This window comes from Devosia albogilva, assembly GCF_042685625.1.
Taxonomy (GTDB): Bacteria; Pseudomonadota; Alphaproteobacteria; order Rhizobiales; family Devosiaceae; genus Devosia; species Devosia albogilva.
This window is the reverse complement of the sequence record NZ_JBHUNP010000001.1, coordinates 1,862,396-1,877,608: the sequence shown is the minus strand read 5'-3', so window position 1 is coordinate 1,877,608 and position 15,213 is coordinate 1,862,396. Positions and strand designations below refer to the sequence as shown.

Sequence of the window (15,213 nt, the reverse complement as noted above, 5' to 3'; positions counted from 1 at the left end):
TGTGCTTCTGCTAGCGTCGGCTCGAGTGGGGCGCGTTGAGCATGGTTACCCGGGTCGCGACAGTGGCGTTTCAGGGCATCGAGGCGGTGCCCGTCGATGTGCAGGTGCAGATCGCGCCGGGCATGCCGAAATTCCTGATGGTGGGGCTGCCCGACAAGGCAGTGAAGGAGTCGAGCGAGCGCGTCCGCGCCGCCATGGTCGCCTCCGGGCTCGGGCTGCCGCCCAAGCGCATCACCGTCAATCTGGCTCCTGCCGACCTGCCCAAGGAGGGGAGCCACTACGACCTGCCGATCGCGCTGGGGCTGATGGCCGCCATCGGCGCAATCCCGCAGGATGCGCTCGACGGTTATCTGGTGCTGGGCGAACTCGGGCTCGACGGAAGGCTGGCACATGTCGGCGGCATCCTGCCGGCCGCGATCGCCGCGCAAGGTCGCGATCTCGGGCTCATCTGCCCCTCCCTCTCCGGGCCAGAGGCGGCCTGGGCTGGGGAAGGGCTCGACATCGTTGCGGCCGAGAGCCTGCTGGCGCTGGTCAATCACCTGACCGGACACCAGTTAGCGGCACGGCCGCAGCCGGGTCGACACTTGCCGGCGGGGGAATTGCCAGATCTCGCCGATGTGCGCGGGCAGCAGGTGGCGCGGCGCGCGCTCGAGGTAGCAGCGGCCGGCGGCCACAATCTCTTGATGGTCGGGCCGCCCGGCGCCGGCAAGTCGATGCTGGCGCAGCGTCTGCCGTCCATCCTGCCGCCGCTCAATCCGCGCGAGCTGCTGGATATCTCGATGATCCAGTCAATCGCCGGGGAGCTGGCGGGCGGCGCCATTTCCGACCGGCGGCCGTTCCGGGCACCGCACCACTCCGCCTCGATGGCAGCGCTGGTCGGTGGCGGGCTCAAGGTGCGGCCGGGCGAGGTGAGTCTGGCCCATAACGGCGTGCTGTTTCTCGACGAGTTGCCGGAATTCGCCCCCAGCAGCGTTCTCGACTCGCTGCGCCAGCCGCTCGAGAGCGGCGAGACGGTGATTGCGCGGGCCAACAGCCGCGTCACCTATCCAAGCCGGGTGCAGCTGGTCGCCGCCATGAACCCGTGCAAATGCGGCATGGCCGGCACGCCAGGGCATACCTGCCGCCGGGGCGCGGCCTGCGCCGCCGAGTACCAGGCGCGTGTCTCCGGTCCGTTTCTCGATCGTATCGACATCCGCATCGACGTGCCGGCGGTGACGGCCGCCGACATGATCGGACCGGCGGGGGCAGCGGAAAGCTCGGCCGAGGTGGCGCGACGAGTGGCAGCTGCCCGCGAGCGGCAGCGCCAGCGCTATGCCGATGCGGGCGCCGAGGGCGTGTTCACCAATGCCGCTGCCGGCGCCACACTGATCGAGAAACTGGTCGATCCGGACCGCGAGAGCCAGTCGCTGCTGCTGCAGGCGGCGGAGCGGTTCAACCTCTCCGCCCGCGCCTACCACCGCGTGCTGAAGGTGGCCCGGACGCTGGCTGATCTCGCCGGCGCCGACAAGGTCAGCCGCCCCCATATCGCCGAAGCCCTGAGCTACCGACTGAACTTCAGCGGCGCCTGACGCTCAGGCTGAGCCTGTTGAGGGGCCACGCGCTTGAGAAGTCACTAATTCAGTTCGGCGAATTGCTTTCACCACAGGATGGGAGTCTTCAGGACACTCCTCTAGCATGTCTGGGCGCAACAGGCGCGAAAGCTGGAGGTACAAAAATGTCTTGCGCCGAAGTGATCAGACACGACCGGGCTCATGCAATCGTCGGCCACCGCCGGCAGATCCTCCGGGCACTCGCAACTGCGGCCATCGCCGTGGCCGCCACGCCGACACTGGCGCAACAATATCCGACCATCGTCGGTGAGTGGTACATGGAAGACTACGGTCCGCAGGATTGCGGCACGCCCTTCGGGGCCAAGATTGGTCCCATGAGCTATGCCGAGGACACCTATGTCTGCCGCTTCGATGACGTTCGTCGCGATGGCTGGAAAGTGACCTGGAACGGCTCCTGCTCTGATGGCAACACCACGGAAAGCTCGCAGGTGGTGGCGATCGAAACGCGCGGACGACTGTCCATGTGGTTCAACGGCTATTCGGCACTCTCCGCCTTGCGTCGCTGCCCGGCCCGTTAGCCCCTTAAGCTTGCCGGGTCGGCGCCCGTAGTGTGCCTGCCAATCGCCTCGGCACGCCGCTCGCGAAATCGCGCCTTGCCAGGGCGAAGCGGCTTGAGGCAATGGTAGGGCCCGATTCAGGCACGACAACTCTACCGGTGCCGCCCTGCCCCGAGCCCGGACCGATGCGCAAGACAGGCGAACTCGTCCAGTGGAACAACAAGGGGGGCTACGGCTTCGTGCGCGACGCGGCTGGCCGCGACTATTATGTCCACATCTCCAAGATGATCGACGGGGCCCGGCCGCGGCTGGGCGACAGGCTGAGCTTTGCCGTCACCGAAGGACGCAAGGGCCGGCCATCGGCGGTGGAGATCAGCATTGTCACCCCTCCTCCCGCGGCGCCACCACCCCCGCCCAAGGTTCAGCGCGCGCCGGTCGAGCCGACCGGTGACCGTCTGTTGGGACTGCGCACTGCGGCGGCGACGATGATGACGCTGTTGATCATCCTCGCCATCAGTTTGGATCGCGTCGGCATCGGCTTGGCGGCAGCCTATACCGCCATGGGCGTGGCGTCGGCGCTGCTCTATCGCTTCGACAAGCTCTATGCGTTGCAGGGGCGGTGGCGGGTGAGCGAGACCAACCTCCATAGCGTCGACCTGAGTTTCGGCATTATCGGCGGGCTGGTGGCGCAGGAGCTCTACCGCCACAAGACCATCAAGCCGCGCTTCGTCGCCGCCACCTGGGCCATCGCGCTGCTGCATACGCTCGGCCTGTTGGCGCTGGCGCTCGGCTGGTTCGAGCCGCTGCTGCGGAGCCTGACCGGCAGCGCCTGAGGCGCCGCCGGCCGGTTGCTTAGTGGAACTGCGCCGTCTCGGTCGATTCCGCCATGGCGGTGGTGGCGCTGCTGCCCTGGCTGATGGTCATGGCTACCGCATCGAAATAGCTGGTGCCGACCTCGCGCTGGTGGCGCGTGGCGGAGAAGCCGTGGACTTCAGCCGCAAACTCGGCCTGCTGCAGCCGGGAATAGGCGGCCATGCCCTCGGCCTTGTAGGCGCGGGCCAGCTCGAAGGTGGTGAGGCTGAGATTGTGGAATCCGGCCAGGGTGATGAACTGGTACTTGTAGCCCATGGCGGCGATCTCGCGCTGGAAGCGGGCCATGGCCGCCTCATCCATGTGCCTCGCCCAGTTGAAGCTGGGGGAGCAGTTATAGGCCAGCATCTGGTCGGGATGGTGCTTGCGCACGCCCTCGGCGAAGCGCCTGGCCTCTTCGAGATCGGGCTTGGAGGTCTCGCACCAGATGAGGTCGGCATAGGGCGCATAGGCGATCCCGCGGGCGATGGCGGCGTCGATGCCGCCCTTGAGGCGGTAGAAGCCCTCCGGCGTGCGCTCGCCGGTGATGAAGGGGCGGTCCGCCTCGTCGATATCCGAGGTGATCAGCCGCGCCGCCTCGGCATCGGTGCGCGCCATGATCAGGGTGGGCACGCCCATGACGTCGGCGGCAAGCCGGGCGGCGTTGAGGGTGCGGATAAACTGCGAGGTCGGTACCAGCACCTTGCCGCCGAGATGGCCGCACTTCTTTTCGCTCGCCAACTGATCCTCGAAATGGACGGCGGCGGCGCCGGCTTCGATCATCGCCTTCATCAGCTCATGGACATTGAGGGCGCCGCCGAAGCCGGCCTCGGCATCGGCGATGATGGGGACGAAATAGTCGATGTTGGTGGTGGCGGTGCCGTCGGCCTTTTCCATCTGCTGGATCTGGTCGGCGCGCTGCAGCGCCTTGTTGATGCGCCGCACCACTGCCGGGACGCTGTCGACCGGATAGAGCGACTGGTCCGGATACATGTTGCCCGATGAGTTGGCATCGGCCGCCACCTGCCAGCCGGAGAGGTAGATGGCCTTGAGCCCGGCCTTCACCTGCTGCACGGCCTGGTTGCCAGTGAAGGTGCCGAGGGTCGGCACGAAGTCTTCGGTGTGGAGCAATTCCCACAACCGGCGGGCACCATTCTCGGCCAGTGTGTGGCGGATCGGCAGGGAGCCGGCGAGACGGCGCACCTCTGCCGGGGAGTAGGTGCGGGAGATGTTCTTCCAGCGGTCGGGCGCATAGTCCGGAGCCCGGAAGGTTTGGGGTTCATGGGGCTTGTCGAGCATGCAATCCTCCTTGGGCATGGCTTCGCCGCTCCCGCCGAAGCGGGTCGGATGCGGTTTGCGGTGGTTGGTTGGGTCAGGCCGAGACGCGGCGGCTGAAGGTAGCGGCGACCAGGTCGGTGCCGGCGAACAGTTCCTCGGTGCCGGACTCGGCCACCAGCGCGAAACGGTGCCGACCGATGGGCCCGGCAATGGCGTAGCCCTCCGCAGCGAGGCCGCGGGCCTTGAACTGCGCCATGGCGGCGCCAGGCGTCGTGGCGATGATGGTGACGTATTCCTCGCGGGTGGTGCTGCTGGTGGTTGTCATCGCATGTCTCCTCCGATGCGTGATGTAAAGATTTGACAACAACGCTCGGAAAGCAACAAATACCCACACAAGCAGCAGTAAATCTGTAAAACCGCAGTCAAGCGGCGGGTGCAGGGTTGTAAATCCTGTAAAGGAGGAGCAGCGGTGGACACCGCGGATACGCAGATCGGGGGACGCATCAAGCGCTTGCGGCGGCAGCGGCGCCTGCCCCAGGCGGAGCTGGCGCAGGCGCTCGGGATTTCGCCCAGCTATCTCAACCTGATCGAGCACAACCGCCGCAAGGTGACGGTGCCTTTGCTGTTCGCCATTGCCGGCCAACTCGGGGTCGAGCCGGGCGAGCTGGTGGAGGGCGACGAGGGGCGCCTGGTGGGCGACCTGATGGAGGCCTTCGGGGACGACCTGTTCGCCGACAGCGACATCACCAATCTCGAGATCCGCGACCTGGCCCACGCCAATCCTGCTGCCGCCCGGGCGGTGCTGCGGCTCTATGACCGGTATCGGCATCTTGCCGCCGGCACCGCGACACCGGCGGCACAAGGCGGCGCGGAGCCCTTTCACCTCGCGACCGAAGCCATCTCCGATTTCCTGCAGCTGAACGGCAACCACTTCCCCGCGCTTGAAGACGCGGCCGAACGGGTCCGCGCCGATATCGACAGCAGCGGGGACAGCTTCGAGTCGGGCCTCAGGACCTACCTCTTCAACGTTTTCGGGCTGGAGGTCCGCCTCGCCTCCCTGCCCCATGGCATTGCCCGGCAGCTCGATGCAGGCGGCCGGCAGTTGCTGGTGTCGGACCTGCTGCCGGCGGAGTCGGCGACGTTCCTGCTCGCCCAGCACCTCGGCAACCTGTCCGCTGCCGGCGAGATCGATGCCATTATCGCTGCCGCCAATCTGCCGGAGGGCGACGCGCCGGCGCTGGCGCGGAACGTGCTGTCCTCCTATTTCGCGGGGGCAGTGGTGATGCCCTATGGGCCGTTCCTGCGGGCCTGCCGCGACCATCGCTACGACATCGAGCGGCTGGGGCGGCGGTTCGGCGCCAGTTTCGAGCAGGTCTGCCACCGGATGACGACGCTGCAGCGCAAGGGCGCGTCGGGGGTGCCGCTGCACCTGGTGCGCACCGACATTGCCGGCAACATCTCCAAGCGCTTCTCGCTGTCGGGCATCCACATTCCGCGCCATTCCGGCGCCTGCCCGCGCTGGAACATCTACTCGGCCTTTCTCGCGCCCGACCGGATCAACGCCCAGATCAGCGAGATGCCGGATGGGCGGCGCTATTTCTGCATCGCCCGCACCATCACCAAGGGCGACTACCGGCACAACGCGCCGCGACGTTACCTCTCGATCGGGCTCGGCTGCGCCATCGAGCATGCGCGCGAACTGGTCTATTCGGACGGCATCGACCTCGCGGGCGACCTGCAAGTGGTGCCGATCGGTACGGGGTGTCGCAACTGCCCGCGGCTCGAATGCGGGCACCGGGCGCATCCGCCGGCCGACCACCGCTTCCGGTTCGACGAGCGGGTGCGGCCGGTGAGCCTCTACGGCCGCATGAGCTAGCCGGCGGCGCGCTGCTCCTGGTGACGGCGCTCTTCCTCGGCCCAACCCTCGCGCCATTCGCGCTCCAGCACGGCCCGGCGCTTACCGTAGCGCTGCTCGGTGAGGCGGAGGCAGGCGATGCGATCGGTGCGGAAGTTGCGGAAGGCCTGGCGCAGCAGGCACCAGGCAGCGATGGTCTGCTTGCCTTCGTAGAAGGCGAGACCGACCGGCCAGATGGTGCGGGTGGTGGCGCGCCCCTGCTCGTCCTCATAGTCGATTTCCACTGCCCGCTCCTGGCGCATGGCGGTGCGGATCTGGCCCAGCACCGGCACCGGCTTGCGGCCGCCGCGATACATGGCGACCGGCCACAGCGCGGTGTCGCTGATGCGGTCGCGCAAATCGTCGGGCGAGGCCGTGGCGATCTTGCCCAGGGCGTTGCGGGCGGCGAGGCCCAAACCATCATCGGGCTGCGCCTCGACCCAGCGCAGGCCGAGCACCAGCGCTTCCAGTTCCTCGGCGCTGAACATCAGCGGCGGCAGGAAGAAGCCGGGTTTGAGCATATAGCCGACGCCCGCCTCGCCATCGATGGGGGCGCCGAGCCCGATCAGGGTCTGGATGTCGCGGTAGAGGGTGCGCACCGAAACGCCCTGCTCCTCGGCAAGGCTGGCCGCCGTGACCGGCCGCCGGTGGCGCCTGAGCGCATCCATGACTGCAAAGAGCCGTTCGGTCTTGTCCATGGTCCCGTATCCAGGTGCGGGGGGCAACTGGATACGAGATTCCACGACCGAATCCTAGGTCCGGAGTACGCCGCCGGTCGACTTGGTGACCGCAGCGACAACAGCGGCCGAGACCTTGTCGATGTCTTCGTCGGTCAGGGTGCGCTCGGTGGGCTGCAGGGTCACGGCGATGGCGACCGACTTCTTGCCTTCACCGACATGGGTGCCGGCGAAGACATCGAACACCGTCACGTCGGTGATCAATTGCTTGTCGGCGCCGCGCGCGGCCCGGAGGATGGTCCCGGCGGGCACCGCCTGGTCGACGACGAAGGCGAAGTCGCGGCTGACCGGCATCAGGCTCGAGAGGTTGAGCGCCGGCTTGGTGCGGGTCGGCTTGCGGCGGGGCTCGGGTAGTGCGTCGAGGTCGATCTCGAACATGGCGACGGGGCCGTCGAGGTCGAGTTCGGCAGCGCGGGCGGGATGGAGTTCGCCGAACCAGCCGATGGTTTTCGGGCCCTGGGCGACGCGGCCGCCGCGGCCGGGGTGCGACCAGGGCGCGGGCTCGGCCAGCACCTGCATCTTGTCGATGTCATAGCCGAGGGCGTCGAGCACGGCGGCGAGGTCGGCCTTGGCGTCGAAGACGGAGACGGGCTCGGCGCGGTTCTGCCAGTGACGGCCGCTGCCGCCGAGGCGGGCGCTGCCGGCGCGGAGGCCGGTGGCATAGGTGTGCTGGCCATCGGGCGTGTCGGAGAGGAACACCTGCCCGACCTCGAACAGCGCCACATCGGCGTGGCCGCGATTGCCGTTGCGGCGGGCGGCGGCAAGCAGCCCCGGCAGCAGCGAGGGCCGCATGTCGGTCATGTCGGAGGCGATCGGATTGGCAAGCTGCAGCGCCTCGCTGCCGCCACCGAAATGAACGGCTTCCGCATGCGAGATGAACGACCAGGTCACCGCCTCGTCCATGCCGCGCACGGCGAGCGCCCGGCGGGCGATGCGGCGGCGGTTCTGGATGGTGGTCAGGATGCGCGGGGCGACATGGTTCAGCCGCGGCAAGGGCTCGACCGGCACGTTGTCGACGCCGACCATGCGCATGACTTCTTCGACGAGGTCGGCCTTCTGCGTCACGTCGGGGCGCCAGGACGGCACGAACACCTTGCGGGTGTCGCCTTCGCCCTCGGCGGTGAAGCCGAGCCGGGTGAGAATTTCGACGATGCGGGCGGCGTCGACGTCGAGACCGGTGAGGCGCTTCACTTCCGCCAGAGGGAAGTCGATCACGGTGTGGGGGAACACGTCCTCGCCCGAGATCGCCGGCTCCATTGGCGTGCCGCCGCAAAGCTCCATCACGAGGCGCGTGGCGAGTTCGAGCCCGGGTTCGGTGAGCGCCGGATCGACCGAGCGCTCCAGCCGGTAACGGGCATCGGAGACGATGCCGGTCTTGCGGCCGGTGCGGGCGATCAGGTCCGGATCCCAGCTCGCGCATTCCATGAAGACGTTGACCGTCTCCTCGGTGACGCCGGAGCGGATGCCACCCATGACACCGCCAAGACAGAGTGGGCCCTGGTCATCGGCAATGACGGTCATGGTTTCGTCGAGCGTGTAGATACGGTTGTCGAGCGCGTCGAAGGGCTCGTTGCGGGCGGGGCGCAGCACCGGCTGGCCGACGATCTTGTCGGCATCATAGGCGTGGAGCGGACGGCCCCAGCCGAGCGAGACGAGGTTGGTGATGTCGACAATGGCGTTGATCGGACGCAGCCCGACGGCCTTCAGCCGCTGCTGCAGCCACTCCGGGGACGGCCCGTTCCTGACACCCTTGATGTAGCGGCCGGCGAACTTGCGGATCGCCTTGGCCTCGCCCTCGGCGAACTGCTGCGGCAGCGGGGCGATCGGGCTCGGACCCTGCGAGGGCACCGGCGTCCAGTTGGTCTCTTTCAGCGTGCCGATGCCATAGGCGGCAAGATCACGGGCGACGCCATAGACGCCCGTCGCATCGCCGCGGTTGGGGGTGATGGCGATGTCGAAGACCACGCCATCGATGCCGGCATAGTCGACATATCTCGCGCCCACCGGAGCGTCGGCCGGCAGGTCGATGATGCCGTCATGATCGTTGCTGAGCTCGAGCTCGGCGGCCGAGCAGAGCATGCCGTTGGACGGGGCACCGCGGATGACCACGCCGGCCTTGAGCTCGAAATCCTTGCCCGGGATCCAGGTTCCGGGGAAGGCGAACACCGACTTCATGCCGGTGCGGGCGTTCGGGGCGCCACAGACGACGTCGATCAGTTCGCCAGTGCCGGCATCGACCTTGCAGATGTTGAGGTGATCCGAGTTCGGGTGCCGTTCGGCCGAGACCACATGCGCCACCACAAACTTTTCCAGGGCGTTGCCCTGGTTCTCGATGGATTCGACTTCGAGGCCGATGGCGGTCAGCGCGGTGCCGATCTCCTCGGTCGAGGCAGTGGTGTCGAGATGCTCGCGGAGCCAGTCGAGGGTGAACTTCATGGCTTGTCTCTTATCGGAAATCGGACGCGCTGCCGGTGATCGGCGGCAGGGCACGGGATAGCTTGAACAATTCCACCAGCACATTGGCGAAACCGCGGGCGTCGTCGATGCCGCGGTGGGTGTGAGGGATGTGGCCGTAGAACTCGGCTGGCAGCTTGCTCATGCCCCAGTCGAGATAGCTCGCTCCGCGCAGCGTGCCGGCCATGGTGTAGAGGCAGACGCCGCCGCCGCGGAAGATCTGGCGCGTCTTGAACGGACCACCGAGCACGCGGGTGCCGGCGAATTCGTCGAGATAGTGATCCATCCACAACCCGTCGAAGATCATCGGCGCGGCCGCGAACACCTTCGGGCCCGGCAGCGACTCTACCCAGTCGGCAAAGCGCGGCATGACGATCGCCGGATCCTCGGCACCGGTAGTGGCGGCCTCCCAGGCTTCCGGCTGCGTCTGCCACCAGGCCATGGTGGTCTCGTCCGGCTTGCGGTCGGGGCGCGGGGTCAGCACCGCCTCGAACTCGCCATGGCGAGTGCCGTTCGCCTCGATGGCGACGGAGGCAAAGCTCAGCATGGAGGAGTGGAGCGGCGTCGGCCCGTCGGACTCGATGTCGGTCACGATGAAGATGGGCGAGGCGGTGCGGTTGTAGAGCGCGCGGCCGGCCGGCAGCATCTCGACCAGCCGGAAGGTCTCGCAGACGATCTCCATGTCCGGCGAGAAGCCACCATTGCGGGCGAAGTAGCGCTCGTGCCCCTCGCGCCAGGCGGCATAGTCGCCTTCCCCCTCGCGATCGGTGAACTCGGGGCGGATCTCGTCAAACCGCTTGTGCTCGACGGTTTCGGTCTCGATCACGCAGGCGGGCTCACCTGCGCCATCGAGCACGACATAAAGCTGCCCCGGCACCGGCAGGGGCTCGCTCTCGAGCGCAAAGTCCCGCAAGGCACTGCAGGTCGCCGTCTTCTTGCCGGCGAGCACGAGCGCAAGCAGCTCATCCGCCAACTTGGGCGAGTCGCCGAAGCTGAAGGTGCTGAGGTCACGATAGTGCGGCGGCAGGTCGGCCATCGGGCTTAGCTCGACAGCCCACCGAACAGGGTCGGCAGGTCGAGCGGGCGGAAGCCATAGTGCTCGATCCAGCGCTGGTCGGCATCGAAAAAGGCGCGCAAATCGGGCATGCCGTATTTCAGCATGGCAAGGCGGTCGATGCCCATGCCCCAGGCGAAGCCCTGGTAGACATCGGGGTCGAGCGCGGCATTGCGGATGACATTGGGATGGACCATGCCGCAGCCGAGGATTTCGAGCCAGTCGGAGCCCTCGCCGATCTTCACCTCGGAACCGGAGCGGTCGCACTGGACGTCGACTTCCATCGACGGTTCGGTGAAGGGGAAGAAGCTCGGCCGGAAGCGCAGGGTGACGTTGGGAACCTCGAAGAACGCCTTGAGGAATTCCTCGAGCACCCAGCGCAACTGGCCGATATGGGACGACTTGTCGATCACCAGCCCCTCGACCTGATGGAACATGGGGGTGTGGGTCTGGTCGGAATCGTTGCGATAGGTGCGGCCGGGCACGACGACGCGGATCGGCGGCTCCATCGAGGGAGTGACCCACGGCGCCTCGGGCTTGGCGTTGCTGCGCTGCATCACCCGCATCTGCACCGGCGAGGTGTGGGTGCGCAGCACCTTCTTCACCCCGTCGGGGGAGGGCTTCATGAAGAAGGTGTCGTGCATCTCGCGCGCCGGGTGCCCTTCGGGGAAGTTCAGCGCGGTGAAGTTGTAGTAGTCGGTCTCGACGTCGGGACCCTCGGCGATCGAGAAGCCCATGTCGGAGAAGATCGCGGTGATCTCGTCGATGGTTTGCGAGATCGGGTGGATGCGGCCGCGGGCGGCGGGGCCGGGCTGCAGCGGCAGGGTGACGTCCACGGTTTCGGCCTTGAGGCGGGCTTCGAGCGCCTGGGCGCGCAGTTCGGCACCGCGCGCCTCGATCAGGCCGGCGATCTCGGTCTTGAGCCCGTTGATGGCAGGACCGGCAGTCTTGCGCTCTTCGGGCGCCATGCTGCCGAGCGAGGCGAGCAGCGCCGACACGCTCCCCTTCTTGCCGAGGGCCTGGACGCGCACCTGATCCAGCGCGGTCTCGTCACCGGCAGCGGCAATGGCGGCGGAAAGCTCGGTGCGGAGCTGATCGATCTGGGCGTCGAGGGACATGGCAGTCTCGTTGGCGTCGGTTTGCGGGCGTTAGAGCATTTTGGGACGGGGAAGTCGACTTCCCGCGCCAGGCTTTGTGCTGCTCTCCCTCCCCCTTGAGGGGAGGGTCGGGGAGGGGGTGGTGCGGTGCATCACCGATGGACCCCCTCCCCCAACCCCTCCCCTCAAGGGGGAGGGGAGGCAGAGCCATGGGTTAGCGTCGCACCAAAACAAAACGCCCCGCGCCATCCCGAAAATTCGGGCGGCGCAAGGCGCGGTTTTTGACCTCAGCGAGGTGAGTTAGGCGGCGGTGACGCGGGCGTGGGTGGTGTCTTCCACGCCTTCGAGGTAACCGAGCGCCGCCTTGGCCTTGGCGACCAGGGCCGCGAACGCTTCGGGCTGGGTGATCGCGAGATCGGACAGCACCTTGCGGTCGACGGCAATCTCAGCCTTGCTGAGGCCGTCGATAAATCGACCATAGGTCAGGCCGTGCTCGCGGACGGCAGCGTTGATGCGCTGGATCCACAGGGCGCGGAAATTGCGCTTCTTAACGCGACGGTCGCGGTAGGCGTACTGGGCGGCCTTCTCGACGGCCTGCTTGGCAATGCGGATCGTCGACTTGCGACGGCCGTAATAACCCTCGGCGGCCTTCAGGACCTTCTTGTGGCGGGCGTGGGCGGTAACGCCTCTCTTCACGCGTGACATGTGTCAGCTTCCCTTCAGCGTTAGCGGTTGTACGGCATGTACCACTTCACCAGACCCTCGTCGCCCTTGGACAGGATCTTGGTGCCGCGGTTGGTGCGGATGTACTTGGCGTTGTGGCTGATCAGGCGGTGACGCTTGCCGGCGACGCCGGACTTCACCTTGCCGGTGGCAGTGAAGCTGAAACGCTTCTTGGCACCGGACTTGGTCTTCATCTTGGGCATTTTGCGGGTCCTTGAGAGTGTTCGGATGGATTTGGGCCCATCGCATTCAAAGACCGCCACGGCATGCCTTTTGGCCGGGCGGTCCGGAGGATGCGGCTCTATAGGGGGAAACCGCCGGATTGGCAAGCGGCGTGGGCGGGAAACCCGGTGCGGCATGGCTGCGTTGCTTGCCATGGCCGACACCACCCTTGCAACCGACCAGCTCGACCACATCCGCACGGAGCTGCGTGCCGAGATCGAACTGCTGAACAGCCGCCTCAACGCGCTGATCGCCTCGCAGAGCTTTCTCGTCATCGCCTATGGCTCCTCGCTCGGAGCCAGCTTCGGGGAATGGCGAACGCTGTTCACGGTCACCCTGCCGCCGCTGTTCTCGGTGCTCGGCTTCGTGCTGGTGATCGAGGCCTGGCCGGGGCTCAGGGCCGCTCATGAGGCGATCCGCCTGTGGCGGCGGCGGGAGGCCGAACTCGTTTCGTCCCACTCGGGCTACAATCCCTATACGCTCGCCACCGACGAGCAGAGTCGTCGGCGGCTGGAACAGCGCCAGCGGGCGGGCAGCTTGTTCTGGACCCGGGTGCCGGTGATCTTTCTCACCGCCTGGGTGCTGTTTTTCCTGATGCCGTTCGTTTTGTGGATGTGGGGGTGAGCCTGGGAGCCATCGGAGTGCCGCCGGCTCCTGGTGGGTACGATGGGTGTCGGGTGGGGAACTCGGGGCGTGCCCCCCCGCCTCCTCTCTAGGAAAAGATAAGTGGCTTGCCGCCTATGGCGGCTGCAACACTCGCGGGTGTCAATCGTTGCAGCCCAGTTATACCACCTAGGAGGCACCAGATGACCCAGTCGCGCACCGCAGGCACCAGCAGGATTTCGTCCGTCGGCATGCGTTTTGCTGCCCCACTGGCGGCAGCGCTGATGCTGACGGCGGGTCCGGTGCTGGCACAGGTCACGCCGGTGGAAATCCCGCAGGGCGAGAGCGAACTGTTCGGCTCGCGGGTGTTGACGACGGGCCTGTCCAACCCCTGGGCGATGCGCTGGGGGCCGGACGACATGATCTGGGTGACCGAGCGGACGAGCGGCGAGGTCACGCGGGTCGACCCGACCACCGGGGCCCAGCAGGTGCTGCTGACGCTCGAGGACGTCTATGCCGGCCCGCAGCATGAGGGGCTGCTCGGCCTGGCCCTGCATCCGGAGCTGCTCCAGGGCACCGGCAACGACTATGTCTACCTGTCCTACACCATCAACAACGGCACCGCCGAAGAGCCCGACCCCTCGGCGCAGATCGTGCGCTACCGCTGGGACGAGACGTTGCAGCAGCTTGTCGACCCCGAGATCGTGCTCGGCGGGCTGCCGGCCTGGAACGACCACAATGCCGGCCGGGTGGTGATCGGGCCGGACATGAAGCTCTATTATTCGATCGGCGAGCAGGGCGCGAACTTCGGCCGCAACCTCCGCCGGCCCAACCTGGCGCAGGCGCTGCCGACGCAGGAGGAGGTGGATGCCGAGGATTGGCGCACCTATTCGGGCAAGATCCTGCGCATGGAGCTCGACGGCTCCATCCCCGAGGACAATCCCGAGATCGAGGGCGTGCGCAGCCACGTCTTCAGCTATGGCCACCGCAACCCGCAGGGCCTCGCCTTCGGCGCCGACGACACGCTCTATGTCGCCGAGCATGGTCCAGCCTCCGACGACGAACTCAATGTCATCGAGCCCGGCGGCAATTATGGCTGGCCGCGCGTTGCCGGTTTCAAGGACGATCTGGCCTACCTTTACATCAACTGGAGCGAGGCGCCGGAGGGGGTGGACACCAGCACGGACCCGCTGCCGGACGACGTGCCGACCTTCCCCGAGACCGAGTTCGAGGAAGAGATGGTGGACCCGATCGCCACCTATTTCACCGTCGACGATGATTATCCGATCGGGGAGATCTGCGGCTATATCTGCGACCCGACCGTCGCGCCGTCGTCGCTGTTCTACTATGAGGCTGGCGAGAACGGCATCGAGGAATGGGACAACGCGCTATTGATCCCGACGCTGAAGCACGGCGTGCTCTATGTGCAGCACCTGAGCGAGGACAGGCAAGAGGCCGAGGGGCTGCCGGAGGCGTGGCTCTCGACCCAGAACCGCTATCGCGACGTGATCGTGTCGCCGGACGGCGCCAGCGTGTTCATCGCCACCGATGCCTTCGGCTCGGCGGCCCAAAAGTTCGGGCCCGAGGCGCAGCAGACCAGCGTGCTGCACAATCCCGGCGCCATCCTGATGTTCGGCTATGGCGAACAAGGCGGCTCGCTGGGCGTTGCCGCCGGCGGCACCGTCGGTGGGGCGGCGGCCGCGGGCGGCGGTGAGGCCGTTCAGGAGTGGGAAGACCCCAACACCGGCAAGGTGCCGGCCAAGGGCGGCGACAAGGTGGCGGTGGTGACCGAGGAGTCGGACGTCGCCGAAGTGGCCGGCCGCGGCCTGCCCAAATACGCCGCCAACTGCGCCGCCTGCCACGGCCCCGACGGCCGCGGCAATGCCGGCGCCGCGCTGGTGGGGAACCAGGACCTCGCCGACGAGACCTTCGTCGCCCGCACCATCGTGCACGGCTTCGGCTACATGCCGGCCTTCGGCGGCCGGCTGAGCGACCAGGATATTGCAGAGATCGGAACGTATATCCGGAACGCGTGGGGGAACGAGTTCGGGGTGCTCACGACGGAGCAGGTGGAGGCGGTAAGGTAGGGGGTTGGGCAGAGGGTTCCGCCCCAACCACCGGATGTCAGCCCTTCGGGCACAGCCCTCATGGCCTTCTCCCCTGAAATCGCTTCACCGGAGCGATTTCGCCTAGGG

14 protein-coding genes are annotated in these 15,213 nt (G+C 67.1%); 6 read left to right on the top strand and 8 right to left on the bottom strand.

Going from position 1 to position 15,213, the window contains the following annotated elements; translation table 11 throughout:
• Positions 1-41 precede the first annotated feature (41 nt).
• The 3 genes from ACFSX5_RS09575 to ACFSX5_RS09565 all read left to right on the top strand — a co-directional run bounded on the left by ACFSX5_RS09575 (position 42) and on the right by ACFSX5_RS09565 (position 2,940).
• Positions 42-1,568 (top strand): YifB family Mg chelatase-like AAA ATPase, encoded by a 1,527-nt coding sequence (locus ACFSX5_RS09575; RefSeq protein WP_386833108.1) that lies wholly within the window; start codon positions 42-44, stop codon positions 1,566-1,568.
• A gap of 146 nt (positions 1,569-1,714) precedes the next feature.
• Positions 1,715-2,128 carry a hypothetical protein gene (locus ACFSX5_RS09570; RefSeq protein WP_386833107.1) on the top strand — a complete coding sequence of 138 codons (414 nt, stop codon included), beginning with the start codon at positions 1,715-1,717 and terminating at the stop codon, positions 2,126-2,128.
• Positions 2,129-2,292: 164 nt separating this feature from the next.
• Positions 2,293-2,940: a DUF1294 domain-containing protein gene (locus tag ACFSX5_RS09565; RefSeq protein ID WP_386833106.1), complete on the top strand. Its 648-nt coding sequence runs from the start codon at positions 2,293-2,295 to the stop codon at positions 2,938-2,940.
• Positions 2,941-2,959: 19 nt separating this feature from the next.
• On the opposite strand, the gene aceA is transcribed toward ACFSX5_RS09565, so the two are convergent.
• Both aceA and ACFSX5_RS09555 read right to left on the bottom strand, forming a co-directional pair.
• Complete coding sequence (gene aceA / locus ACFSX5_RS09560) at positions 2,960-4,255, bottom strand: isocitrate lyase (RefSeq protein ID WP_386833105.1); 1,296 nt, start codon at positions 4,253-4,255, stop codon at positions 2,960-2,962.
• A gap of 73 nt (positions 4,256-4,328) precedes the next feature.
• Complete coding sequence (locus ACFSX5_RS09555) at positions 4,329-4,559, bottom strand: hypothetical protein (RefSeq protein WP_386833104.1); 231 nt, start codon at positions 4,557-4,559, stop codon at positions 4,329-4,331.
• 144 nt (positions 4,560-4,703) lie between these two features.
• On the opposite strand from ACFSX5_RS09555, the gene ACFSX5_RS09550 reads away from it, so the two are divergent.
• Positions 4,704-6,110, top strand: a complete 1,407-nt coding sequence (locus ACFSX5_RS09550) for a helix-turn-helix domain-containing protein (protein ID WP_386833103.1) — start codon at positions 4,704-4,706, stop codon at positions 6,108-6,110.
• Here the strand turns inward: ACFSX5_RS09550 and ACFSX5_RS09545 are convergent.
• From ACFSX5_RS09545 to rpmI, 6 genes are all read right to left on the bottom strand, one after another.
• Complete coding sequence (locus ACFSX5_RS09545) at positions 6,107-6,826, bottom strand: helix-turn-helix transcriptional regulator (RefSeq protein WP_386833101.1); 720 nt, start codon at positions 6,824-6,826, stop codon at positions 6,107-6,109. The two genes, ACFSX5_RS09550 and ACFSX5_RS09545, sit on opposite strands and share 4 nt — an antisense overlap.
• Positions 6,827-6,880: 54 nt before the next feature.
• Positions 6,881-9,301, bottom strand: coding sequence for a phenylalanine--tRNA ligase subunit beta (gene pheT / locus ACFSX5_RS09540; RefSeq protein WP_386833100.1), 2,421 nt, complete (start codon positions 9,299-9,301; stop codon positions 6,881-6,883).
• A gap of 10 nt (positions 9,302-9,311) precedes the next feature.
• A complete protein-coding gene (locus ACFSX5_RS09535) occupies positions 9,312-10,355 on the bottom strand; it encodes an ASCH domain-containing protein (protein ID WP_386833099.1) in 1,044 nt (347 codons plus the stop codon).
• A 5-nt stretch (positions 10,356-10,360) separates the two neighbouring features.
• Positions 10,361-11,491, bottom strand: coding sequence for a phenylalanine--tRNA ligase subunit alpha (gene pheS / locus ACFSX5_RS09530; RefSeq protein ID WP_386833098.1), 1,131 nt, complete (start codon positions 11,489-11,491; stop codon positions 10,361-10,363).
• A gap of 279 nt (positions 11,492-11,770) precedes the next feature.
• Positions 11,771-12,175, bottom strand: coding sequence for a 50S ribosomal protein L20 (gene rplT / locus ACFSX5_RS09525; protein WP_386833097.1), 405 nt, complete (start codon positions 12,173-12,175; stop codon positions 11,771-11,773).
• Between the two features lie 20 nt (positions 12,176-12,195).
• On the bottom strand, positions 12,196-12,396 hold the full coding sequence (gene rpmI / locus ACFSX5_RS09520) for a 50S ribosomal protein L35 (RefSeq protein ID WP_104892577.1): 201 nt from the start codon (positions 12,394-12,396) through the stop codon (positions 12,196-12,198).
• Between the two features lie 154 nt (positions 12,397-12,550).
• On the opposite strand from rpmI, the gene ACFSX5_RS09515 reads away from it, so the two are divergent.
• Positions 12,551-13,039, top strand: a complete 489-nt coding sequence (locus tag ACFSX5_RS09515) for a hypothetical protein (protein WP_386833096.1) — start codon at positions 12,551-12,553, stop codon at positions 13,037-13,039.
• 182 nt (positions 13,040-13,221) lie between these two features.
• A complete protein-coding gene (locus ACFSX5_RS09510) occupies positions 13,222-15,105 on the top strand; it encodes a glucose/sorbosone family PQQ-dependent dehydrogenase (protein WP_386833095.1) in 1,884 nt (627 codons plus the stop codon).
• The last annotated feature ends 108 nt before the right edge of the window (positions 15,106-15,213 follow it).

Excerpts from the sequence above, each read along its gene's own strand:
- pheS (WP_386833098.1), bottom strand. The coding sequence starts at position 11,491 with ATGTCCCTCGACGCCCAGATCGATCAGCTCCGCACCGAGCTTTCCGCC.
- ACFSX5_RS09510 (WP_386833095.1), top strand. The coding sequence starts at position 13,222 with ATGACCCAGTCGCGCACCGCAGGCACCAGCAGGATTTCGTCCGTCGGC.
- ACFSX5_RS09565 (WP_386833106.1), top strand. The coding sequence starts at position 2,293 with ATGCGCAAGACAGGCGAACTCGTCCAGTGGAACAACAAGGGGGGCTAC.
- rplT (WP_386833097.1), bottom strand. The coding sequence starts at position 12,175 with ATGTCACGCGTGAAGAGAGGCGTTACCGCCCACGCCCGCCACAAGAAG.
- aceA (WP_386833105.1), bottom strand. The coding sequence starts at position 4,255 with ATGCTCGACAAGCCCCATGAACCCCAAACCTTCCGGGCTCCGGACTAT.
- ACFSX5_RS09570 (WP_386833107.1), top strand. The coding sequence starts at position 1,715 with ATGTCTTGCGCCGAAGTGATCAGACACGACCGGGCTCATGCAATCGTC.
- pheT (WP_386833100.1), bottom strand. The coding sequence starts at position 9,301 with ATGAAGTTCACCCTCGACTGGCTCCGCGAGCATCTCGACACCACTGCC.
- ACFSX5_RS09515 (WP_386833096.1), top strand. The coding sequence starts at position 12,551 with ATGGCTGCGTTGCTTGCCATGGCCGACACCACCCTTGCAACCGACCAG.
- ACFSX5_RS09545 (WP_386833101.1), bottom strand. The coding sequence starts at position 6,826 with ATGGACAAGACCGAACGGCTCTTTGCAGTCATGGATGCGCTCAGGCGC.
- ACFSX5_RS09555 (WP_386833104.1), bottom strand. The coding sequence starts at position 4,559 with ATGACAACCACCAGCAGCACCACCCGCGAGGAATACGTCACCATCATC.
- ACFSX5_RS09535 (WP_386833099.1), bottom strand. The coding sequence starts at position 10,355 with ATGGCCGACCTGCCGCCGCACTATCGTGACCTCAGCACCTTCAGCTTC.
- rpmI (WP_104892577.1), bottom strand. The coding sequence starts at position 12,396 with ATGCCCAAGATGAAGACCAAGTCCGGTGCCAAGAAGCGTTTCAGCTTC.
- ACFSX5_RS09575 (WP_386833108.1), top strand. The coding sequence starts at position 42 with ATGGTTACCCGGGTCGCGACAGTGGCGTTTCAGGGCATCGAGGCGGTG.